The organism is Flavobacterium sp. RSP49 (assembly GCF_003968735.1).
Taxonomy (GTDB): Bacteria; Bacteroidota; Bacteroidia; order Flavobacteriales; family Flavobacteriaceae; genus Flavobacterium.
This window is the reverse complement of sequence record NZ_RYDN01000001.1, coordinates 119,284-140,563: the sequence shown is the minus strand read 5'-3', so window position 1 is coordinate 140,563 and position 21,280 is coordinate 119,284. Positions and strand designations below refer to the sequence as shown.

The window sequence follows — 21,280 nt, the reverse complement described above, 5'->3', positions numbered from 1 at the left end:
AAAATATGTTTTCAAAATTCATTGACAGACCGGTATTGTCAACGGTGATCTCTATTATCATCGTAATTTTAGGAGTTTTAGGGTTAATCTCACTCCCTGTTTCACAGTATCCAGAAATAGCGCCACCTACGGTAACTGTAGCAGCAAACTATCAAGGCGCCAGTGCCGAAGTTGTAATGAGCTCGGTAGTAATTCCATTAGAAGAACAAATCAACGGTGTTGAAGACATGACTTACATGACTTCTACATCAAATAATGACGGTTCAGCAGCTATTAATATTTACTTTAAATTAGGTACAAATCCAGATTTAGCAGCTGTGAATGTGCAAAATCGTGTTTCACGTGCTACACCTTTGTTGCCTCAAGAAGTTACAAGAGCCGGTGTAACTACTTCAAAGAGACAAAGCGACAATATTTTGATTTTATCTTTATACAGCGACAACCCGGATTATGATGATACTTTCCTTCAAAATTATGCTAACATCAATATTTTACCAAAAATAAAACGTGTTGCAGGAGTTGGAGAAGCAATGATTTTTGGACAAAAAGACTACTCGATGCGTATTTGGCTCAAGCCAGATGTAATGGGAGCTTATGGACTTGTTCCTTCGGATATTACAGCTTTATTGGCTGAGCAGAATATTGAAGCCGCTCCCGGTCAGTTAGGTGAAAGTAGTAACCAATCTTTTCAATATACATTAAAATACAAAGGGCGTCTGCAAGATGTAAAAGAGTTCGAAGAAATTATTATCCGTTCAACCCAAAACGGAGAAATCCTTAAATTAGGGGATGTTGCAAAAATTGAATTGGGGGCTGTAAATTACGCCAGTAATGCGTACACAAATGGAAACAAATCTATTGCAATTGCTATTGCACAAACTGCAGGATCTAATGCACAAGAAGTAATTGAAGGTTCCTTAAAAGTGTTAAATGAAGCGGAAGTAAATTTCCCGAAAGGGGTAAAATATGCCACCTTAATTAATGCAAATGACTTCTTAGAAGAATCTATCACTAAAGTGATCTATACTTTGATTGAAGCCTTTTTATTGGTTTTTATTGTGGTTTTTATCTTTTTACAAGACTGGAGATCTACCCTTATACCAGCAATATCCGTACCTGTTGCAATTGTAGGTACTTTCTTTTTCCTAAGTTTATTTGGCTTTACCATTAATTTATTAACTCTTTTTGCCTTAGTATTGGCCGTGGGAATTGTGGTCGATGATGCTATTGTAGTAGTTGAGGCCGTCCATGCCAAAATGGAAGCTGGGGAACATGATCCCAAAAAAGCAGCTCATAGTGCCATGCAAGATATTAGTAGTGCAATTATTTCTATTACACTTGTTATGTCAGCGGTATTTATTCCTGTTTCTTTTATTAGTGGTTCAGCTGGCGTTTTCTACAAGCAGTTTGGAATAACTTTGGCTGTTGCAATTGTATTATCAGCTATTAATGCCCTAACACTTTCTCCTGCTTTGTGTGCCATTTTCTTGAAAGAACACGATAAAAACTCAAAGAAAAAAGGTTTTGCAGAACGCTTTTATACGGCATTCAATGTTGGGTTTGAAACAACAACCGCTAAGTATAAAAGATCTGTTGAGTTTTTTATAAAACGTAAATGGTTGGCTTTTTTAGGAATTGCCATTTTTGCAGGGATTTTTATCTTATTATTAAATATTACGCCAAAGGCTTTTGTTCCGGGTGAGGATACAGGAGCAATTCTTTCAGACGTTTCTCTTCCGCCCGGTACTTCATTAGAAAGAACCGAGGATGTATTATTGCAAATTGAAAATAAAGTAAAAGATATTCCTGAAATAAAAGAAGTACTTCGTATTTCAGGTCGTAGTTTAATAAGTGGTACAGGTAGTAATTACGGAATGGTAATTGTAAAATTAAAAACTTGGGCTGAACGTAAAGATGCGAATCAGGAAATAAATGCAGTAATAGCTGAATTGTTTAAGCGTACGGCTTCTGTTAAAGATGCAAAAGTCCTCTATTTTGCTCGTCCTACACTTGTTGGTTTTGGGTATAGCAATGGTTTTGAATTTCAATTACAAGATCAAAAAGGAGGAACAATTGAGGAATTGGATAAAGTAAAAAGTAAATTTTTAGTAGCCTTAAATAGTCGTCCCGAAATCAAATATGCAACTACCTCGTTTTCTCCAAATTATCCGCAATACCGAATTGATTTGAACGTTGCTACCATAAAGAAATCAGGGTTAACTGTCACGGATGTTTTAGGCACGATGCAAGGATATTATGGTGGCGTTTATGCTTCTAATTTCAACAAATTTGGAAAACAATTTCGGGTGGTTTACCAATCTGAACCCGAATTTAGAAGTAATCCCGAATCGTTAAATCAAGTATTGGTAAGAAATAATACTGGTCAGATGGCTCCTATTTCACAATTTGTGACTTTAGTAAAAGTATTTGGCCCTCAAGCGATAGAGCGTTTCAATTTATTCACTTCTGTAAAAGTCACAGGGGCTCCAAATGAAAGTTTCAGCTCAGGTGATGCCATTAAAGCAGTTGAAGAAGTGGCAAGTCAAACCTTACCGATTGGTTATGGTTATGAGTTTTCAGGAATGACTCGTGAGGAAATAAGTGCTGGCGGTCAAACATTGTATATTTTCCTATTGTGTTTGGTTTTTGTATATTTCTTGTTAGCCGCTCAATATGAGAGTTATATGTTGCCTTTTGCGGTACTAATTTCGTTACCAATTGGTTTAGCAGGAGCATACTTATTTGCTTATTTTTTCAATGTTAGTGATAATATTTACCTACAAATAACACTTATTATGCTTATTGGATTACTCGCTAAGAACGCCATTTTAATCGTCGAGTTTTCCGTAGATTCCAGAAAAAAAGGAATGAGTATCACCCAAGCGGCTATTCATGGTGCAGTTGCTCGTTTACGTCCTATATTGATGACATCATTTGCATTTATTTTCGGATTATTGCCTTTAATGTTAGCTAAAGGAGCTGGAGCTGTTGGGAATAATGCTATTGGAACTGGAGCAATTGGCGGTATGTTAATAGGAACCATTTTTGGGATTTTTGTAATACCGGTATTGTTTATCGTTTTCCAAACCTTACAAGAAAAAATTTCTACAAAACCACTTCCGATAACAAATCAGGAAACTGATATCGCACTTTTAAATAAAGAAAATGAAGAATAAGTTAATTAAAATAGCAGTAGTTGTTATAACCGCTACCGTAATGCAGTCGTGCTTTGTTGCTAAAAAATACGATAGGCCAGAATTAAAAACCGAGAATCTTTACAGAACTGAAGTTGTTTCAAATGATAGTACTTCACTTGCTAATGTTGCTTGGGACGTCGTTTTTACCGATCCTCTTTTGCAAGGGTATATCAAAAAAGGGTTAAACAATAACTTGGATATCAGAATTGCAATGCAAAATATCCAAGCTGCCGAGGCTGCCATGCGACAGGGAAAAGCCGGGTATTTCCCCTCCCTTTCTGTAGGTGCCGACTGGACGCATCAAGAGCTTTCTAAAAACAGTCAATTAGGTAACTTAATAAGCCGTGGTGGTGGTGCAACTAATGTGGATCAATACCAGTTTACAGGAAATCTCTCTTGGGAAGCAGACATTTGGGGAAAAATACGAAGCAACAAGCGCGCAGCAAATGCGGCTTATCTTCAAACTACAGCAGCGAATCAAGTGGTCAAAACACAATTAATTGCTACCCTTGCCGCAACCTATTATCAATTGCTTTCTGTTGACGCACAAATAAAATTAGCAGAACGGACCTTGATTAACAGAAATCAAAGTATTGAAACAATTGTAGCATTAAAGGCGGCAGGAAATGTTACCGAAGTTGGTGTGAAGCAAACCGAGGCGCAAAAATATGCTACCGAAATTATCCTTGCTGATTTAAAGAATAATAGTATCATTCTTGAAAACACGATGAGCATTCTTATGGGTGAAGCTTCTGCCAAAATTGAAAGAAGCACTTTTGAAACACAATCCTTACAACCAACCATTACACTTGGTGTACCTGCTACGTTACTAAGAAACAGACCTGACGTGATTGCAGCAGAATACAACTTTATTTCAAGTTTTGAGCAAACCAATGTAGCTAAAAGTAATTTTTATCCAACGTTAAAACTTACCGCAACAGGTGGACTTCAGAGTATTGATTTGAAAGAATGGTTTAGCGCTAATTCCCTTTTTGCTAATGTAATTACAGGTTTGACACAACCTATTTTCAATCAAAGACAGATTAAAACCAGATTTGAAATTGCAAAAGCAAATCAGGAAAAAGCCTATCTTCAGTTTGAGCAGTCTTTGTTGACCGCCGGAAAAGAAGTTTCGGATGCATTGGCACAATACAACAATGAAACCTACAAACTCACCGTGAGGGAAAAACAAGTAGCTGCGTTGAATAAAGCCACTGATTATTCAGATGAATTATTGACATACGGACTAGCGAATTATTTAGAAGTTTTAACTGTAAAAGACAATGCTTTGAATGCAGAATTAAGCTTGATAGACAATAAATTCCAACAATACAAAGCCATAATTCAATTGTACAGAGCCCTTGGTGGGGGGTGGCAATAAAGATTTACTTGACTAATTAGAATTGATTTCTGTTAGTTCCAGAACCACTGTTTATTGTATAAGCAGTGGTTTTGTCTTTTAATTCGGATTCCAATATTTAAGTAGTGGACTTTCTCAGTGAAAGAGTAAAGTATAAAAAAATACAAACCCAAAAGTAAGAAGCGTAATTAATACGAATCCAAAGAACATACTTCTTTGGGACTCAATTACTGGTTTGTTGTCTTTGTATAAACTCATCACCACTCCATTAGCACCGTACCCAAAAATAAATTTACAGGCTACTTCTTACTCATTTTCAATCATTTTAAAATGATGTGTAGCTCCGGTTATCGAATTTTTTTCCGAAACTACTTTTCCGTTCAATACGATAGTTTCTTTTCCGATGAAAGAATTAAAAACTTCAATTTTGTTAGTACCAAGTGTGATTGTTGTAAACTTCATTGTTCAATTTGTTTTAAAATTTTATAGAATTTAGTATTTAAATACGCCCTTTCAAAGTTTTATAAATATCTGTTGTTGGGTAAAAGTAACTAATTATACAAGCAATAAATTAGCACTGCGCCTTTAAATCATAATTTGGATTAACAAAACCATAACATAAAACTAAAAAATACACTTATTAGCTCATTATCAGGTATAAAACCTGTTTTTACAATAGTAAAAGCGAGTTAATAATAATAATACTGTATTTAATTTTCGTTAAATTTAGTGTTAATATTAGAAACCCTTTATTTTTTTTAGTAAGTTTAGACATTAGATATTTTTTTACCTATTTTCATGAAACTGTCTATTGATCTTTAATCTAATTTCAAGTACTTATGATAACATTAAACGTAAATAATAAAACCTATCAAGTTGATGTAAGTCCGGACATGCCTCTACTATGGGTAGTAAGGGACACACTGGGCCTGACTGGAACAAAATTTGGTTGTGGTGTTGCACAGTGCGGAGCATGCGTGTTGCATCTTGATGGAGAAGCAGTTCGATCCTGCGTAACAAAAGTCAGCAGGGCCGAAGGAAAAAAAATAACCACAATTGAAGGCTTGTCTTTACATAATGACCATCCAGCGCAACTGGCATGGAATGAAATGGATGTACCCCAATGCGGATACTGCCATTCCGGCCAAATCATGTCAGCTGCAGTGTTATTGAGAGAAAATCCAAAACCGACTGATAAGGATATTGATGACGCGATGTCAGGAAATATTTGTCGATGCGGAACCTATCCACGTGTAAGAAAAGCCATTCATTTAGCCGCGCAATTACAAGAAAAAAATAAAAGATAAAAGATAAAAGATACTTCAATATACTAAATCAACTTATTATAAGATAATCCTTTCTTAACATAATCAATTTACTATGGCTTCATTCCAAAAAAATAAAACGGCTGCTATTCTCTTTTTTTTGCTCGTTAGTGCAGTTGCATTAGGCTGGACATTAAAACCCGAGGATGAAAGTGAATATATAAATATTAATCCTACTGTAATCATCAAGGACAGCATTGCCTCTGTAAAAGCATTCCAAAAGGTTTATAAAGTTTTAATGAGCCCCCGCTGCGTGAACTGCCACCCTATTGGTGACGTTCCGTTGCAAGGAGAAGACAGTCATTTACATGTCATGGCTCCTAAACGCGGTAGTGACGGAAGAGGATTATATGCCATGAAATGTACGAATTGCCACCAAACTCAAAATACACCTGGATTACATACACCACCAGGAAATTCAGACTGGCACTTGCCACCTGCTGATATGAAAATGGTTTTTGAAGGCAGAACAGCACACCAGCTGGCAAAACAATTAATGGATCCATCTAAAAACGGACATATGGATATTAATAAACTCAAAAAACATGCTGATGATGCTTTTGTTCTTGCAGGATGGAATCCGGGCGAAGGGCGCAGCCTACCGCCACTGACCCATGCAGAGTTTAAAAAAGAATGGCTGACATGGCTAAATAACGGTGCATATGCTCCCGCCAAATAATTTCTAAACCAGAGTATTGTAAAATAAATAATTTCTAAAGTATGATGGATTCAAAAAACAATTTAGTAAATACAAGACGAAGCTTTCTCAAACTTACTGGTTTGGGTGGGGCTGCTCTTTGTATGGGGTTTTATTTACCCGGCGATACAGTTCCAACTTTAATAAAACCATCCGATTTAACAGCAGCTGATATTGAAATGTGCGCCTGGATACTCATCAATACCTCCGGAAAAGTAACCATAGTGAGTCACCGTGCCGAAATGGGTCAGGGTGCCTATCATTCCATTCCGCAAATTATAGCCGAAGAACTAGAAGTAAATTTAAAAGATATAGACGTAGTATTTGCCCAAGGAAATGAAAAAAAATACGGAAACCAGATTACTGGTGGTAGCTCAACCATAAGATCCGCGTACAAAAAATTACTAAAATTGAGCGCCACGGCACGTGAAATGCTGATTGCCGCAGCTGCACTCCAATGGAATGTATCCGTTGACGATTGCTATGCCGAAGCAGGACATGTTATTCACAGGCCTTCTGGCAAAAATAAACACTATGGTGAACTGGCAACCCAAGCTTCAAAATTAGAAGCTCCTAAAAATCCTAAACTCAAAAAAATATCCGAATATAAGCTTATCCGCCAGCCATTACACCGTTTGGATACGCCCATGAAAACAAATGGGACTGCTATTTTTGGCCTCGATAAAAAGATTCCAGGCATGCTCTATGCAGCCGTAGAACGAAATCCAAGACTTCGTGGAACTGTAAAAAGCTTCGACGATTCCGTGGCAAAAAAAATTCCTGGGGTAAAACAGATTTTTGTGGTAAAAATGGTGGTGCACAATACCATTCGCGAAGGAGTCGCCGTTGTGGCTGATTCGACTTGGGCAGCGATGCAGGGAAAAAAGGCTTTAATAGTTGAATGGGATGATACTGGATTTGAACATGTAAACAGTCCCGAAATATTCAAACGCCAGGAAGAATTTATAAAAACGAAGGAAGGATTGCCTCTTAAATCTCAAGGTGATCCTACTGCAATCATAGAAAAATCAAATAAGAAACTGGATGTAATCTACCAGACCCCATACCAATCCCATAGCTGTATGGAACCGCTGAATTGTATTGCCAATTTCCAAGGAGATACTGTAGAAATTTGGGGTCCGATTCAAGCACCTGGATGGGTTCAGGATTTTATAAGCACCCAAATGGGAATTGCAAAAGAAAAGGTAATTGTAAATATGACTTTCCTCGGTGGTGGTTTTGGAAGAAAAGCCTTTACCGATTATCCTCATGAAGCGGTATTGATTTCAAAAGAAATTGGAGCTCCGGTTCAGGTAGTTTGGACACGAGAGGATGACCTTAAGCAGGGCCCTTACCGACCAGGAATCTCTTATCGTTGTGAAGGTGCAGTAAAAGGCGGGAAAATTGAAGCGCTTAAATTTAGAATGGCAGGCCAAAATAACGACCACTGGAGTGGAGGAAAGAAAGACGTTCCTAATGATAGTACCAGCGAAGGATTCCTTGAACCCTATTATGCGAGTATCAAAAATTTAAGCATTTCAGATGTTCCCTTTGAAACACCACTACCAACAATGTGGTGGCGTTCAGTGTATGCTTCTACAAACGGATTTGCGTTTGAAAGTTTTATGGATGAAATGGCTGTAGAAGCTGGCGCGGATCCGCTGGATTTTAGAAGAGCTCATCTACAGGATGAAAGATGCCAAAAACTAATTGACAAAATGGAAGAAGTCTCCGGCTGGAAAAAAAGAAGTAAAAATGAAGGCTATGGTGTAGCCATCACTGAATGTTTCAAATCAACGGTAGGACACATTGTAAAAGTTTCAAAAAATGCCTCTGGAGGTGTAAAAATAGATAATGTTTGGGCCGTCATAGATTGTGGCTGGTATGTAAATCCGGATATTATTCGCGCGCAGGTTGAAGGTTCCATCGTCATGGGTCTGGGTGCGGCAACAATACATGAAATAACATTTAAGGATGGTATAGTAGAACAAAATAATTTTTATGATTACCCAATGCCTCGTATTACGGATATTCCACAAATAGAAGTGTATATTATAGACAATGAAGAAGATGCAGGCGGAGTTGGAGAACCCGGTCTTCCTCCTTTTGCACCAGCGTTGACAAATGCCATTTTTGACCTGACAGGCAAAAGAATACGAAAATTACCGTTTAGTCTGGCAACGGTATAATGCCCTATTTTTTTAGCCAGAATCGTTAAAACTTCAAAATGATTCTGGTTAAATTTTCTACCTTTGAAGGTGATGGCAATTACAAGCTCTTTTTTAATTCCTATGCTCCGCAAAAGCAGATTCTTAAAAACTCACAAAAGAACTAAATAAGCATAAAACCTACTTTACAACACTAGTTTAAATGTCACTTATCCAAGAAAAAATCTATTTAGATAATAATGCAACAACGCGTATTGACGATCGGGTGCTTGATGCCATGCTTCCCTATTTCACTAATTTTTATGCCAATGCAAACAGTAGCCACCTGGCTGGATTAACGGTGAAAGAAGCAGTCGAACAGGCCAGATGGCAAACAGCGGAACTAATTCAAGCAAAACCAAACGATATTATTTTTACCTCAGGTGCAACAGAAGCAATAAATCTTGCAATCAAAGGACTTGCAAACGAAAAACGCAAACATATTGTTACTGTAATTACTGAGCACGAAGCCGTTTTAGATACTTGCCTTCACCTAGAAACCATCGGATACCAAGTCAGCTATTTGGGCGTCAATAAGGATGGTATTTTAGACCTAGACCTTCTTACAGCAGCCGTGAACGAAGAAACTGCACTAGTAATTGTCATGATGGCAAATAACGAAACGGGAACACTCCAGGATATTAAAAAAATCGGGGAAATTGCTAAATCTAAAGAAGCCTATTTCCTGTGCGATGCCACTCAGGCTATAGGAAAAATTCCAATTAATGTCGTTGATTTAGGCATTGACCTTCTGTCTCTTTCTGCACATAAATTTTATGGACCAAAAGGCATCGGTGCATTATTTGTTTCCAAAAAAATAAAAGCAAAATTAACGAGTCAAATCACTGGAGGTGGTCAGCAAAACAGCAAACGAAGTGGTACTTTAAATGTTCCGGGAATCATCGGACTTGGCAAAGCCTGCGAAATTGCAAGCTTAGAAATGGAAAAGGACAGAGATAGGATAACAATAATGCGAGACTTACTTGAAAGGGAACTATTGAAAATACCCGCATCTTTTGTCAATGGTTCGCAAACAAATCGTCTTTACAATACGACCAATATTTGCTTTCCAGGCGTGAATTCTGAAAATCTTATTCTTGCTTTGCAAAATATTTCCGTTTCTAATGGTTCGGCCTGTTCGGCTGTTACATCAGAACCTTCACATGTCTTGAAAGCATTGGGTCTTACAGATGAAAATGCCTTATCTTCGATCCGATTTAGCTTAGGAAAATTCACCACTTTAGCAGAAATTGAATTGACAATTGCTGCCGTTTCCGAATTAACACGGCTATTAAAGTCATAAAATAGTATGTTCTAAATCGGATTTAATCCAAGTACGAAAATTAAATTCAGCTATTTATTTTCCACTGATGGGATTGGTCATTAAAAATTTCTTTTCCCCAAATCTGAAGTTCTGCTTTCACGCGTTCTACAATTTCATTACAGGCTTCCATGGCAATGTTTCTGTGCTTAGAAGAAGTGAAAACAAACAGGCATATTTCACCCGCATTGACCACTCCAAGACTGTGATGCACATGCATACAGCTCAACTCATATTTAGAAAATAGCTCTTCCCTGATTTCCTGCATTTTTTCTAACGCCATCGCTTCATAAGCACTATATTCAATAGCTTTCACTGTTTTGCCATCAACAACATCTTCCCGAATCTGACCCAGGAAAATACTGTGCGCTCCAATATCTTTTTTAGTCGCATGTTTTGCAATGCTATCTGCTATAAATAATGGAGGAATAGCTCCTTCAATGAAAATATTTTTGATTTTTTTGATCATTATTTAAGTTCTTTTAATGCATTGATGCCGTCTTTTAAGTGGCTTATTTTTTTGGTCGTTCCAAATTTTTCTAATAAAAGTGCCCCTGCTATCAAGCTTCGCTTTCCACTTTGGCAGAATAATAGAATCGTACGTTCACTAATTTCTGGAATTTTTTCACGCAGCTCGGATAAGGGAAGAGCACAATATTTAAAATCCGCTTTAGGAAGCTCGTCCTTTTCCCGGACATCGATTACAATAGTGTCATTGTTGGAAACTTGGTCTAAAAAATCAATAGCAGAAAGGGTTTCAATTTCAGAAATTGAAAATCCACAAAGCCAATTATAATCTGTCGCTTCAAAGCCACTTTGATCTTGAGGTATCAAATCAGAAACGGAAACTTCCATATTAATTTCAATGACATACAGTTCATAATTAAGCAAACTGAATGTAAGGAGTCTATTAATTAATACCTCCCCTATTCCTGTAAGTAATTTAATCACTTCCCCAGCCTGCATCAACCCGATGATCCCGGGTAAAACGCCTAAAACACCCGCTTCATTGCAATTTTGAACTTCATCCGGTTTTGGAGGTTTAGGAAACAAATGGCGGTAGTTCGTCTTGTTCTTATTTTCATCTTCAATATTAAAAACAGCCACTTGCCCTTCATATTGATAAATAGCACCAAAAACCAAAGGCTTCTCTAACAAGACACAGGCATCGTTTATCAAATAGCGGGATGCAAAATTATCAGTGCAATCCACTATAATATCATAGGCACGGATTAGTTTTATTGCATTTTTAGAACTAAGTGCAATGGCATAGCCCGTAATACTAATTTCAGGATTGAGGCTTAGTAGTCTTTTGCATGCAACTGTGGCTTTGTCTTTACCAATGTCATCCGTCGTGTATAAAACCTGTCGTTGTAGGTTGCTTAAGGATATGATATCATGATCTACAATGCCAATGGTACCAATCCCAGAGGCAACAAGATACTGCAAGACGGGACATCCTAAACCGCCTGCTCCTATCACAAGCACCTTGGCTTTCTCCAGTTTTTCCTGTCCTTTAGTTCCAAAATCCTGAAGTGAATAATGGCGGGCATATCGGGCGTTATAGTTTTCCATATTATCCTCCTGAATAAGGTGGCATAAGTGCTACCATATCATTTTGACCAAATAAAACATTTGTTCCTACTAATTTCATGTTGACTGCAACCGCATATTTACGATCCGACAATTCTGGAAAAAGTTGCTCTAAAGCTTCTTTCATAGATACGATGTCAGTAGCGTGCAGGCAAATTTCTTTTCCCATAATCGCTGTAATCGAACCAAATGCTATAATTTTAATTTTCATATGTAGATAATATTTGCTAAGTCTGATTTTTTATGATTTTTTCAAATACGGGCGTTTGGGGAAATTACAATAAATCTATCTTTATCCAAAACATCTTAATGCAAAATTCCGCTAAACGTTCTGAATATTTTTTTAATTACGCGTTGTGATTCTGAATTATCAAACATTTATGAGCCATAAATCATCATTAATACTAATGTCTAAATTTAAGCAAAATTAATTTTAAAAATCCTATATCTATACTTAAACCTATTAAGAATATAATTACTCCTAATTTACACATAACTAAGCTTTTGAAAACACTAATTTATAGGAAGCCAACAGTAAAACTACAGCCAGTACATATTTCAGAATAGTAGCATTAAATTTCTTAGAACCTAAATAAGCACCCAAAAATCCTCCGACCAAAGCTACACCAACAAACAGAGCCATATCTCCCGTGAATGTAATACCTCGTGTGAGCATACCACCTAGCCCCGCTAGAGAATTCACAAATATGAATGCCGCACTTATGGCCGCAGTCTGTTTTTGATTGGTCCATTGCAACAGTAATAAAAGGGGTGAAAGCAAAATACCTCCTCCAATACCAATCATTCCCGACAGCAAGCCCACGATTCCTCCACTAATAATTGCTACAGAAACAGTATGGGGCCTCAATTGACAATCTTCTACATTTTTGAAAAAGAAAAAACGAAGAATAGGAAAAAGCAATAACACTCCCAAAATTCGCTTGTAAACCGTTTCTTCAACGGTAATCATTCCGCCAATAAAGGCCATGGGAATCGACATTGCTGCAATTGGAATAAATATTTTCTTTGAGAAAAACCCACCGCGATAATAGTGTGAAAAAGAAGTTATAGAAACGAAAAGATTGAGCACTAAAGCAGTCGGTTTCATTTCTTCAGGAGCAATACCATAAAGTGCCATTAGCGCCAGATAGCCGCTGGCACCACCATGACCGACCGAAGCATATAAGAAAGCAACAAAAAAAAGAATTATGTAAAATACTTCTATAGACATTCTATTTAATGAATTAGGGATAAATAGTAAAAGTACTGTTTTTATAAAAGCAAGTACTATCTGGGCAGGAGATGAACGGTAACTTCTTCTCCGGCTAGGCAACCTTTTGATTCTTCCGGCAAAACAATAAAGCAATTCGCCTGAGCAAAAGAGTGCAAACGGAAAGATTCTTGTGCATGCAAGGGAGTTACTGTTCCATTGCTATACGAGGCCTTTAGAAAATGTGTTAATCCCGAAGCTTTAGGATAATCATGTGTAACCCTAGCGGTAATTTCCGTCAAGCTATTAGTCAAGCCCATACGATTTTCAAGTACTGGTAACACATACTCGTAAAAACAAGTCAGCGAAGACGAAGGATTTCCAGGAAGTCCAAAAATCAATTTGTCTTTTTTTGATCCAAAAAACAAAGGCTTCCCGGGCTTCTGCTTGATTTTGTGAAATTGTTGCTCGACACCACACCGCTGCGCCACAAGAGGCACAAAATCATAATCGCCCACACTAACGCCACCGTTCAAAAGAACAATATCATGAGTGTCAAGCGCTTTTTGCAAAACGTCCTGTAATACTTCAATCTGATCTTCAGCAGTTTGCACTGTAATATCTCTGACGCCAATTTTATTTAAAACTGCTTTTAACTGAACGGAATTGGCTTCATAAACCTGACCAAAATCTAAAGGCCTACCTGGTTCTTGCAATTCATTTCCGGTAAGGATAATAGCCACTTTTGGAGGTGAATATACCCAAACTTCCGCACAGCCTATTCCGGCTAGAAAGCCTACTGCTGCCGGGGAAAGATAAGTTTCAGCCGCCATGGCAATGACTCCGCTTTCAACCTCTGCTCCTTTTAGTCTTACATTTGCTCCTTTGAAAAGCGTCTGGTCTTCAACTAGTAGTTTCCCGTTTTCAAGGCATATCCGTTCTTGCATTACTACGGTATCAGCTCCCTCCGGCAAAGGAGCGCCGGTAAATATTCTCGTAGCCTCACCTTTATTAAGTACCAGTTGTCTACTCGTACCAGCCGCCATTTCTCCTATAATGGTAAGAAGACTGTCCTTATCTTCATATTTCATAGCATAACCATCCATGGAAGATTGATGAAAATTTGGAATGTCTATCATGGCTCGAATGTCTCTTGCGGTCACTTGTCCATGAGCATATTGGAGTGCGACGAGCTCACTTTTTTTTGTCAAAGCTGCTCCCATAATTAGTTGTTTTGCTTCTTTTACAGAAATCATTTGGGATGGATCAGTTGTTCGTAATCTTCTATAGTGTCGATATCAACAGCCCCTTTTTCAAAGGGAATGCTAGCCACATCTTTTTTGTATTTTTCAATCATTTTCCGGGCTCCGGCATTACCGGAAAGCTGCATTAGTTCAGCAAAGTATTTTCTGCTGAACAAAACGGGAGTTCCCAGCGTATTGGCATAGCAAGAGGCGACAATACCTTTTCCGGTTTCTTTTTGCTTTTCAATTAAACTCTCAAAAACAGCAGCATCAATATGAGGCTGGTCACAAACGGCCAAAATGCAGTGTTCAATGTCCAAATTAACAAGCAGCAACATCTCCAAGCCTTTGCTTATCGAAGACCCCATACCTTTTTGCCAATCGGGATTTCGGCAAATTAAAACCGAATTAACTTCTTTTTCAATAGCGGTGTTCTTTGAACCCATTACAACAATCGCTTTAGTGCTTACTTCGAGTATTTGTTCTACAGTATGAAAAAGTAAGGTTTTACCATTAAATTCAAGTAACTGTTTGGGCCGACCCAAGCGCGAGGACCCCCCCGCTGCCAATAGTACTATTCCTGTTTTATTTTCCATCAGCCGCCTATTGTAATCATACTTCTATTTTTAAGTTTACTGGCATCTATATCTTCAAAAACACCACTAAATTGTCCTCCTAAAGCTTTGGCCTTAGCCATAATAGTGTCTTTTATCAAAGGCAAAATTTCTTGACCGGAACGTAAAGCGCCAAGCAAATCGGTTTCCTCTTTAGAGAATAAGCAATTTTTTAATTTTCCATCAGCCGTCAGTCGCATGCGGTTGCAAGTTTCACAAAAAGGAGAACTCATTGTACTAATTACAGCAAAGGAACCCACATGACCCGGAATCATATATTTTTTTGAGGTATCGTTGGGTTCGGGCTGCACCGGAAGGACATCATATTTTGAAGCGACTTTCAACAAAATCTCTTGCAGGGTAAAAACTTGGTTACTCGTCCAGTTATTACCACTGAAAGGCATGAATTCGATAAACCGTACTTCGATTGTATTGTGTTGGGTCAGTGCTATAAAATCCAGAATTTCGTTCTCGTTGAGGCCTTTCATCACAACCACATTTATTTTCACACGAATCCCGTGCTGCAACAGCAATTCGATATTACTTCTGACACGATGATACAAATCTCTTCGGGTAATTTTCAAAAATTTATCGGCTTGCAAAGTATCTAAGCTGATATTTATCGCCTTAATATTTGCCGCTAAAAGCTCGTCTAGCATTTCATTTATCCGCACGCCATTGGTAGTAATAGCGAGTTCAACCCCTAATTTTCCTAAAGATTCTATAATCCGTGGAGCGTCTTTTCGTACCAAAGGTTCGCCTCCGGTCAGGCGAATTTTTTTTACGCCATTGGCCACGAATAATTTGGCGATGGTTTCGATCTCTTCAACCTGCATTAATTTAGAGGCTGGTGCAAAGGCATAATTTTCTTCTGGCATGCAATAAAAACAGCGTAGATTGCAATTATCAGTCAGTGAAATCCTGAGATAGTCGTGAACGCGTCCGAATGTGTCTTTTATCATAATCAAGTATTTTTAATCCCATTCGTAGCAGGGTGTATTTTATTTTTTTTGTGTTTGAGCGAGTTCGCCGTTTTTCCTTCCATCACTGCTTTTATTTCTGCTACAACAGAAAGCGCTATTTCTTCTGATGTTTCCGCACCAATATCAAGGCCTATCGGACCATAGATTCGATCCAGCTGTGCTTTAGTTACCACAATTCCTTCGGCGCTCAAATCATCAAACATGCGGTTCAGTTTTGTCTTTGGACCTAATATTCCGATGTACATACAATCAGTTTCCAAAAGCAATTTTAAAACTTCCAGATCATATTTGTAGTTATGCGTCATCAGGACAAAGAAAGTCCGGGAGTCAATGCTGCTGTTTTCTACTAATTGCAGTGGCTTGGTTACAAGTATTTGCTTGGCTTCTGGAAAACGTTTTGCGGTTGAATGCGTTGCTCTTCCGTCACCTACAAGTACTTCCCAACCTAATAAATTAGCCATTTTTACTAATGGTTGCGCATCATTTCCTGCACCGGCAAGTACTAGCGAAACTGGGAGTGGGATGTATTCGATTAAAGCTTCATGTTCATGATCTTCTAGCTGTATTTTTTTTATAATCGATGATTTGCTATAAAGTACTTCCTTGAAAGCTACATGCAATGCCTTTAAATCAGTTCTTTGACTAATCACCAGATCTTCTCGGTACACTAATACAGTCCCTATTTGTACAGTATTCCGCTCCAAGGAAAACAAGGTCAAAACCACGGCTTCTTTGCGTTCTGCTACCGATTGTTCCAACAAGTAAATCGGATTACATACTGCACATTCATCGATGTATTCAAAAAGAATATGGACAATTCCGTTGCATCCTAATTGCACTCCAAAATCAGAATCGCTTTCATCACTGGTATCGTAGGTAATTAGCTTATTTTGTTTTTGGTGTATGGCCAGCAGTGCTTTTCGCAAGGCATCGCCTTCAAGGCATCCGCCGCTAATAGCACCGGTCAAAATACCGTCTTCTGTTACAAGCATTCGTGCGCCCGGCTGACGGTAAGAAGAGCCTTCTACTTTGACCACTGTTGCCAATGCTGTTTTTTTTCCACTCGCTTTGGCTGCTGAATAGGCTTTTAAAATATCTGTAACTTCTTTCATTAGTCTTTTTTTTAACGGCTTAGATTCTGTTTTTAAAATATTTTCTCTTAAAAATAAAAGAAATAACAGAGTAAGCGATACACAACATGAATGGAGTATCGTACAACAGAATATCACATTCAATTGTATAACCATCAGTTTCAATTTTTTAGCAATACGAGCCGAATGTACCGCTCCGATTGACTAATCAATTCTGAAATTTAATCAATTTATTATGGATATCAAACCTATTCACAACGAATCTAGGTTAAAAAAGCCTGTCACGAAGGAGTTTTTAGATAACACGGTAAGTGGTGTGCTGGTTTTAAATGATAAATTTGCCATTAGATTAGGCGAAAACAATACCAAACACATGTATTATATAGTTCAAATTTCATCTAAAATATAGCGTACAGTCAGACCCGGACGGAGTTTACGAACGATGAGGCACCCCAAAAAATTAACTTAAAACAGAATTAAAGTGAATTGTAATTTTAAAAATTATAACGTAAATATGTTAAAAAATTATAATAACATTAGCAGATAGCAATTCCAAAAAAATGTAATTTGCCACTTTAATTTAGTTCTTTCGAACACCTGTTACTACAACTTATGGATAAAATAAAAATACTTTGGGTAGATGATGAAATCGACCTTTTGAAACCACATATATTATTTCTGGAAAAGAAAAATTACGAGGTTACGACCTGTAACAACGGACTTGACGCCATTGGAATTTTTGAAGAAAACAATTTTGATATTATTTTTCTGGATGAAAATATGCCTGGAATGAGTGGTTTGGAAACGCTGTCAGAAATGAAGGAGAAAAAATCTTCGGTTCCCATGATTATGATTACGAAAAGCGAGGAAGAATACATTATGGAGGAAGCCATAGGGTCAAAAATTGCCGATTATTTGATCAAACCCGTGAATCCAAATCAGATTTTGTTGAGTTTGAAGAAAAATCTGGATCATTCCCGATTGATTTCTCAAAAAACAACGCTGGATTATCAGAAAGAATTTAGAAAAATCACCATGGAAATGGCGATGGTGAATTCCTATGAAGACTGGATTGAGTTATACAAAAAATTGATTTTTTGGGAACTGGAATTGGAAAATATCGATGATCAGAGTATGATTGAAATTTTGGAATCCCAGAAAACAGAAGCCAATTCCCAGTTTGGAAAATTCATAGAGCGCAATTATGAGGATTGGTTTGCTCCAAAGGCCGATAAACCGGTTCAATCGCACACCTTATTCAAAGAATTAGTGCTTCCTGAACTCCAGAAAAAAGACAAGCCTATTTTGTTTGTCGTAATTGATAACCTGCGCTATGACCAGTGGAAAACCTTTGAAAGTGTAGTAGGAAATTACTATAAACTGGAAAAAGAAGTGCCTTACTATTCTATTCTTCCTACGGCGACACAATATGCGCGAAACGCTATTTTCTCCGGTTTAACCCCGCTGGAAATGGAAAAACAGTTTCCGAAATACTGGAAAAACGACCCGGAAGAAGGCGGAAAGAACCTTTTTGAAGCCGAATTTTTGACGGCGCAACTAAAAAGATTGGGTTTGAATATCAAGGAAGATTATTTTAAAATAACAAGTCTTGCCAGCGGAAAAAAATTATCAGAGGGATTTAAAGCACTAAAAGATAATGATTTAGTAACTGTTGTATATAACTTTGTAGACATGCTTTCCCATGCCAAAACAGAGATGGATGTCGTAAAAGAACTGGCCTCTGATGATAAAGCGTATCGTTCGCTGACCTTGAGCTGGTTTAAGAATTCTCCACTTTTAGAAATCATTCAACAAGCTCAAAAAATGGGTTTCAAATTGATTTTGACCACGGATCACGGAACGATAAACGTAAAAAACCCATCGAAAGTGGTAGGTGACAAAAACACTAGTTTGAACTTGCGGTATAAAACCGGACGCAGTTTGACATACGAACACAAAGATGTTTATGCTGTGAAAGAACCAAAAAATATTGGTTTGCCTACCATAAATATGAGCAGTTCGTATATTTTTGCAAAAAATGATTTATTTTTGGCCTATGTCAACAACTACAATCATTATGTGAGTTATTACAAAAATACGTATCAGCACGGGGGTATTTCATTAGAAGAAATGATTATTCCATTTTTGGTTTTTAACCCAAAATAAGTAGTCAGTATCCGTTTTTAACGTATAGCATGAACCTTAAACTTTAAACAATTTCACAAGAATGAATATCATTTTTTCTATTGACGAACTCGAGGAAGTGACACAAAAAATCATTACAAAGAATCCTAAAAAAGTGATTCTTTTTCATGGGGAAATGGGCGTTGGTAAAACAACTTTGATCAAGCAATTGTGTAAAACGCTTGGCGTAACCGGAGCAACGAGTAGCCCAACTTTTTCTTTAGTTAATGAATACGAAGCATTTGACAATCAGTTAGTTTATCATTTTGATTTTTACAGATTAAATACTGAATTCGAAGCGCTGGATATGGGGATTGATGATTATTTGTATTCTGGTAATTGGTGCTTTATAGAATGGGCTGAGAAGATCCCAAATTTGATTCCGGAAACACATTCCGTTATAACTATTTCACTGCTTCCTGACGGAAAACGTTCTTTAACCTTAAGTTAAAAGTAAATATGAGTGTAGATAATACCGTTGAAATAATACCATTTGCCCCTGCTTTCAAAGAAGCGATAAAAACATTAAATCTGGAATGGTTACAAAAACATTTTTGGGTTGAACCCAAAGATGAAAAAATACTTTCGGATCCGCAAGGTCAGATAATTGACAAAGGCGGAATGATTTTTTATGCAAAATACAAGAATACCATAGTAGGAACAGTTTCCTTAATGAAAATTGATAATGCCACTTTTGAACTGAGTAAAATGGCTGTTACTGATAGCGCACAAGGACTGGGAGTTGGCAAAAAATTAATGCTGCATTGCCTTGCTGTTGCCGAAACAAAAGGAATGGAGAAACTGATTTTATATTCGAACCGGAAATTACTATCGGCTATTCATTTGTATAAAAAATTTGATTTCGTAGAAGTACTGTTAGAAGATGGCGTTTATGAGCGAGCCGATATAAAAATGGAAAGAATCATTCACTGAGATTTAGTTGTCTTATAAACGAATTTATCAAGATTGAATTCGTATCGTTTATAAAACTTTTTACGTAAATTGTACCCTTAATTTAATAACATCAATGTCAATAACTATAACACCATTCACAAAACAACAGCTTTTACCTCAGGAGGAAAAACTGGAAATTGCAAGACAAAAAAGTGAACTTTTTATTGGTATTCCCAAGGAAACGAGTTATCAGGAACGCCGGATTTGTCTTACACCAGATGCTGTTACTTCAATTACGTATCACGGACATCGCGTAATGATTGAAGCGGGTGCGGGATTGAGTTCGAGTTATACCGACAAAGAATATAGTGATGCAGGTGCCGAAATCACAAATGACACCAAAAAAGTATTCAGTTGTCCTATGATTTTGAAGGTGGAACCTGCCACACTTACCGAAATTGAAATGATGAATCCGCAAACCATTCTGTTGTCAGCCATCCAATTAAAAACGCGTAAAAAAAACTATTTTGAGGCTTTAACCAAAAAGAAAATTACCGCATTGGCTTTTGAATACATCAAAGACGAAGACGGAACCTATCCTGCAGTAAAATCCCTGAGCGAGATAGCTGGAACTGCTTCTATCCTAATTGCTGCCGAATTGATGATTACTAATGAATTTGGAAAAGGACTATTATTCGGTAATATTACCGGCGTCCCTCCTACTGATGTGGTCATTCTGGGTGCAGGAACGGTGGGGGAATTTGCTGCCAAAACCGCTATAGGATTAGGAGCCAATGTCAAAGTTTTTGATAATTCTATCACCAAACTACGTCGTTTGCAGAATAATCTGAACCAACGAATCTTTACTTCTACCATACAACCAAAAGCTTTGCTAAAAGCATTGAGAAGGTGTGATGTCGCCATTGGCGCCATGCGAGGTAAAGATCGTTGTCCCGTGATAGTGACAGAAACCATGGTCGAACACATGAAAATTGGAGCCGTAATCGTAGATGTAAGCATTGATACCGGAGGATGTTTTGAAACTTCAGAAGTGACATCCCATGAAAAACCAACGTTTATCAAAAACAATGTATTGCATTATTGCGTACCCAATATTCCGTCCCGCTATTCTAAAACCGCTTCGCTCTCCATAAGCAATATCATATCGCCTTACCTAATGAAAATTGCTGAGGATGGAGGCATCGAGAGCGCTATCCGTTGTGATAAAGGGTTAAAAAATGGCGTCTATATGTACCACGGAATCCTCACAAACAATGCTATTAGTGACTGGTTTGACTTACCCAATAACGACATTAATTTAATTGTTTTTTAAGAAAACTTTCTGCTACCTTTGCCAAAA

At 37.5% G+C, this 21,280-nt stretch carries 20 protein-coding genes; 11 read left to right on the top strand and 9 right to left on the bottom strand.

Going from position 1 to position 21,280, the window contains the following annotated elements; genetic code table 11:
- The first annotated feature begins 5 nt into the window (after positions 1–5).
- A complete protein-coding gene (locus tag EKM02_RS00605; RefSeq protein ID WP_126451543.1) occupies positions 6–3,176 on the top strand; it encodes an efflux RND transporter permease subunit in 3,171 nt (1,056 codons plus the stop codon).
- A complete protein-coding gene (locus EKM02_RS00600) occupies positions 3,166–4,578 on the top strand; it encodes an efflux transporter outer membrane subunit (RefSeq protein WP_126451542.1) in 1,413 nt (470 codons plus the stop codon). Before EKM02_RS00605 ends, EKM02_RS00600 begins: the two co-directional genes overlap by 11 nt.
- Before the next feature lie 285 nt (positions 4,579–4,863).
- Here the strand turns inward: EKM02_RS00600 and EKM02_RS14725 are convergent, their stop codons facing one another.
- Positions 4,864–5,019 (bottom strand): hypothetical protein, encoded by a 156-nt coding sequence (locus EKM02_RS14725; RefSeq protein WP_158614712.1) that lies wholly within the window; start codon positions 5,017–5,019, stop codon positions 4,864–4,866.
- Between the two features lie 377 nt (positions 5,020–5,396).
- Between EKM02_RS14725 and EKM02_RS00595 the strand changes: the two genes are divergently transcribed.
- The 4 genes from EKM02_RS00595 (at position 5,397) to EKM02_RS00580 (ending at position 10,089) form a co-directional block, all read left to right on the top strand.
- Positions 5,397–5,864, top strand: coding sequence for a (2Fe-2S)-binding protein (locus EKM02_RS00595; protein WP_126451541.1), 468 nt, complete (start codon positions 5,397–5,399; stop codon positions 5,862–5,864).
- Between the two features lie 118 nt (positions 5,865–5,982).
- The gene (locus EKM02_RS00590; protein WP_199734571.1) at positions 5,983–6,561 is read left to right on the top strand and encodes a hypothetical protein; all 579 of its coding nucleotides are present in this window, start codon (positions 5,983–5,985) and stop codon (positions 6,559–6,561) included.
- A 41-nt stretch (positions 6,562–6,602) separates the two neighbouring features.
- A complete protein-coding gene (locus EKM02_RS00585; RefSeq protein ID WP_199878450.1) occupies positions 6,603–8,768 on the top strand; it encodes a xanthine dehydrogenase family protein molybdopterin-binding subunit in 2,166 nt (721 codons plus the stop codon).
- A 181-nt stretch (positions 8,769–8,949) separates the two neighbouring features.
- A complete protein-coding gene (locus EKM02_RS00580) occupies positions 8,950–10,089 on the top strand; it encodes a cysteine desulfurase family protein (protein WP_126451539.1) in 1,140 nt (379 codons plus the stop codon).
- Between the two features lie 46 nt (positions 10,090–10,135).
- On the opposite strand, the gene EKM02_RS00575 is transcribed toward EKM02_RS00580, so the two are convergent.
- The 8 genes from EKM02_RS00575 to EKM02_RS00540 form a co-directional block, all read right to left on the bottom strand.
- The gene (locus EKM02_RS00575; protein ID WP_126451538.1) at positions 10,136–10,576 is read right to left on the bottom strand and encodes a molybdenum cofactor biosynthesis protein MoaE; all 441 of its coding nucleotides are present in this window, start codon (positions 10,574–10,576) and stop codon (positions 10,136–10,138) included.
- Positions 10,576–11,682, bottom strand: a complete 1,107-nt coding sequence (locus EKM02_RS00570) for a HesA/MoeB/ThiF family protein (protein ID WP_126451537.1) — start codon at positions 11,680–11,682, stop codon at positions 10,576–10,578. The genes EKM02_RS00575 and EKM02_RS00570 overlap by 1 nt, the downstream gene beginning before the upstream one ends.
- Position 11,683: 1 nt before the next feature.
- Positions 11,684–11,911 (bottom strand): MoaD/ThiS family protein, encoded by a 228-nt coding sequence (locus tag EKM02_RS00565; protein WP_126451536.1) that lies wholly within the window; start codon positions 11,909–11,911, stop codon positions 11,684–11,686.
- Positions 11,912–12,196: 285 nt separating this feature from the next.
- Positions 12,197–12,931 (bottom strand): sulfite exporter TauE/SafE family protein, encoded by a 735-nt coding sequence (locus tag EKM02_RS00560; protein WP_126451535.1) that lies wholly within the window; start codon positions 12,929–12,931, stop codon positions 12,197–12,199.
- A gap of 56 nt (positions 12,932–12,987) precedes the next feature.
- Complete coding sequence (gene glp / locus EKM02_RS00555; protein ID WP_126451534.1) at positions 12,988–14,166, bottom strand: gephyrin-like molybdotransferase Glp; 1,179 nt, start codon at positions 14,164–14,166, stop codon at positions 12,988–12,990.
- Positions 14,163–14,750: an NTP transferase domain-containing protein gene (locus EKM02_RS00550; protein ID WP_126451533.1), complete on the bottom strand. Its 588-nt coding sequence runs from the start codon at positions 14,748–14,750 to the stop codon at positions 14,163–14,165. The genes glp and EKM02_RS00550 overlap by 4 nt, the downstream gene beginning before the upstream one ends.
- On the bottom strand, positions 14,750–15,730 hold the full coding sequence (moaA, locus tag EKM02_RS00545; protein ID WP_126451532.1) for a GTP 3',8-cyclase MoaA: 981 nt from the start codon (positions 15,728–15,730) through the stop codon (positions 14,750–14,752). Before moaA ends, EKM02_RS00550 begins: the two co-directional genes overlap by 1 nt.
- A gap of 2 nt (positions 15,731–15,732) precedes the next feature.
- Entirely contained in the window at positions 15,733–16,863 is a 1,131-nt protein-coding gene (locus EKM02_RS00540) for an XdhC family protein (RefSeq protein ID WP_126451531.1), read from the bottom strand.
- Between the two features lie 214 nt (positions 16,864–17,077).
- On the opposite strand from EKM02_RS00540, the gene EKM02_RS14720 reads away from it, so the two are divergent.
- The 5 genes from EKM02_RS14720 to EKM02_RS00520 all read left to right on the top strand — a co-directional run bounded on the left by EKM02_RS14720 (position 17,078) and on the right by EKM02_RS00520 (position 21,253).
- A complete protein-coding gene (locus EKM02_RS14720) occupies positions 17,078–17,251 on the top strand; it encodes a hypothetical protein (RefSeq protein ID WP_158614711.1) in 174 nt (57 codons plus the stop codon).
- Positions 17,252–17,454: 203 nt separating this feature from the next.
- Positions 17,455–19,008, top strand: coding sequence for a PglZ domain-containing protein (locus EKM02_RS00535; RefSeq protein ID WP_126451530.1), 1,554 nt, complete (start codon positions 17,455–17,457; stop codon positions 19,006–19,008).
- Between the two features lie 61 nt (positions 19,009–19,069).
- Positions 19,070–19,477, top strand: coding sequence for a tRNA (adenosine(37)-N6)-threonylcarbamoyltransferase complex ATPase subunit type 1 TsaE (tsaE, locus tag EKM02_RS00530; RefSeq protein WP_126451529.1), 408 nt, complete (start codon positions 19,070–19,072; stop codon positions 19,475–19,477).
- Between the two features lie 8 nt (positions 19,478–19,485).
- Positions 19,486–19,959 (top strand): GNAT family N-acetyltransferase, encoded by a 474-nt coding sequence (locus EKM02_RS00525; RefSeq protein WP_126451528.1) that lies wholly within the window; start codon positions 19,486–19,488, stop codon positions 19,957–19,959.
- A 94-nt stretch (positions 19,960–20,053) separates the two neighbouring features.
- Positions 20,054–21,253 (top strand): alanine dehydrogenase, encoded by a 1,200-nt coding sequence (locus tag EKM02_RS00520; RefSeq protein WP_197037185.1) that lies wholly within the window; start codon positions 20,054–20,056, stop codon positions 21,251–21,253.
- The last annotated feature ends 27 nt before the right edge of the window (positions 21,254–21,280 follow it).

Bases quoted from the DNA above. Each gene is read 5' to 3' on its own strand.
- EKM02_RS00600 (WP_126451542.1), top strand. From the start codon at position 3,166: ATGAAGAATAAGTTAATTAAAATAGCAGTAGTTGTTATAACCGCTACC.
- EKM02_RS00560 (WP_126451535.1), bottom strand. From the start codon at position 12,931: ATGTCTATAGAAGTATTTTACATAATTCTTTTTTTTGTTGCTTTCTTA.
- moaA (WP_126451532.1), bottom strand. From the start codon at position 15,730: ATGATAAAAGACACATTCGGACGCGTTCACGACTATCTCAGGATTTCA.
- EKM02_RS00550 (WP_126451533.1), bottom strand. From the start codon at position 14,750: ATGGAAAATAAAACAGGAATAGTACTATTGGCAGCGGGGGGGTCCTCG.
- tsaE (WP_126451529.1), top strand. From the start codon at position 19,070: ATGAATATCATTTTTTCTATTGACGAACTCGAGGAAGTGACACAAAAA.
- EKM02_RS00595 (WP_126451541.1), top strand. From the start codon at position 5,397: ATGATAACATTAAACGTAAATAATAAAACCTATCAAGTTGATGTAAGT.
- EKM02_RS14725 (WP_158614712.1), bottom strand. From the start codon at position 5,019: ATGAAGTTTACAACAATCACACTTGGTACTAACAAAATTGAAGTTTTT.
- EKM02_RS00540 (WP_126451531.1), bottom strand. From the start codon at position 16,863: ATGAAAGAAGTTACAGATATTTTAAAAGCCTATTCAGCAGCCAAAGCG.
- EKM02_RS00605 (WP_126451543.1), top strand. From the start codon at position 6: ATGTTTTCAAAATTCATTGACAGACCGGTATTGTCAACGGTGATCTCT.
- glp (WP_126451534.1), bottom strand. From the start codon at position 14,166: ATGATTTCTGTAAAAGAAGCAAAACAACTAATTATGGGAGCAGCTTTG.
- EKM02_RS00585 (WP_199878450.1), top strand. From the start codon at position 6,603: ATGATGGATTCAAAAAACAATTTAGTAAATACAAGACGAAGCTTTCTC.
- EKM02_RS00570 (WP_126451537.1), bottom strand. From the start codon at position 11,682: ATGGAAAACTATAACGCCCGATATGCCCGCCATTATTCACTTCAGGAT.
- EKM02_RS00525 (WP_126451528.1), top strand. From the start codon at position 19,486: ATGAGTGTAGATAATACCGTTGAAATAATACCATTTGCCCCTGCTTTC.
- EKM02_RS14720 (WP_158614711.1), top strand. From the start codon at position 17,078: ATGGATATCAAACCTATTCACAACGAATCTAGGTTAAAAAAGCCTGTC.
- EKM02_RS00575 (WP_126451538.1), bottom strand. From the start codon at position 10,576: ATGATCAAAAAAATCAAAAATATTTTCATTGAAGGAGCTATTCCTCCA.
- EKM02_RS00580 (WP_126451539.1), top strand. From the start codon at position 8,950: ATGTCACTTATCCAAGAAAAAATCTATTTAGATAATAATGCAACAACG.
- EKM02_RS00520 (WP_197037185.1), top strand. From the start codon at position 20,054: ATGTCAATAACTATAACACCATTCACAAAACAACAGCTTTTACCTCAG.
- EKM02_RS00535 (WP_126451530.1), top strand. From the start codon at position 17,455: ATGGATAAAATAAAAATACTTTGGGTAGATGATGAAATCGACCTTTTG.
- EKM02_RS00565 (WP_126451536.1), bottom strand. From the start codon at position 11,911: ATGAAAATTAAAATTATAGCATTTGGTTCGATTACAGCGATTATGGGA.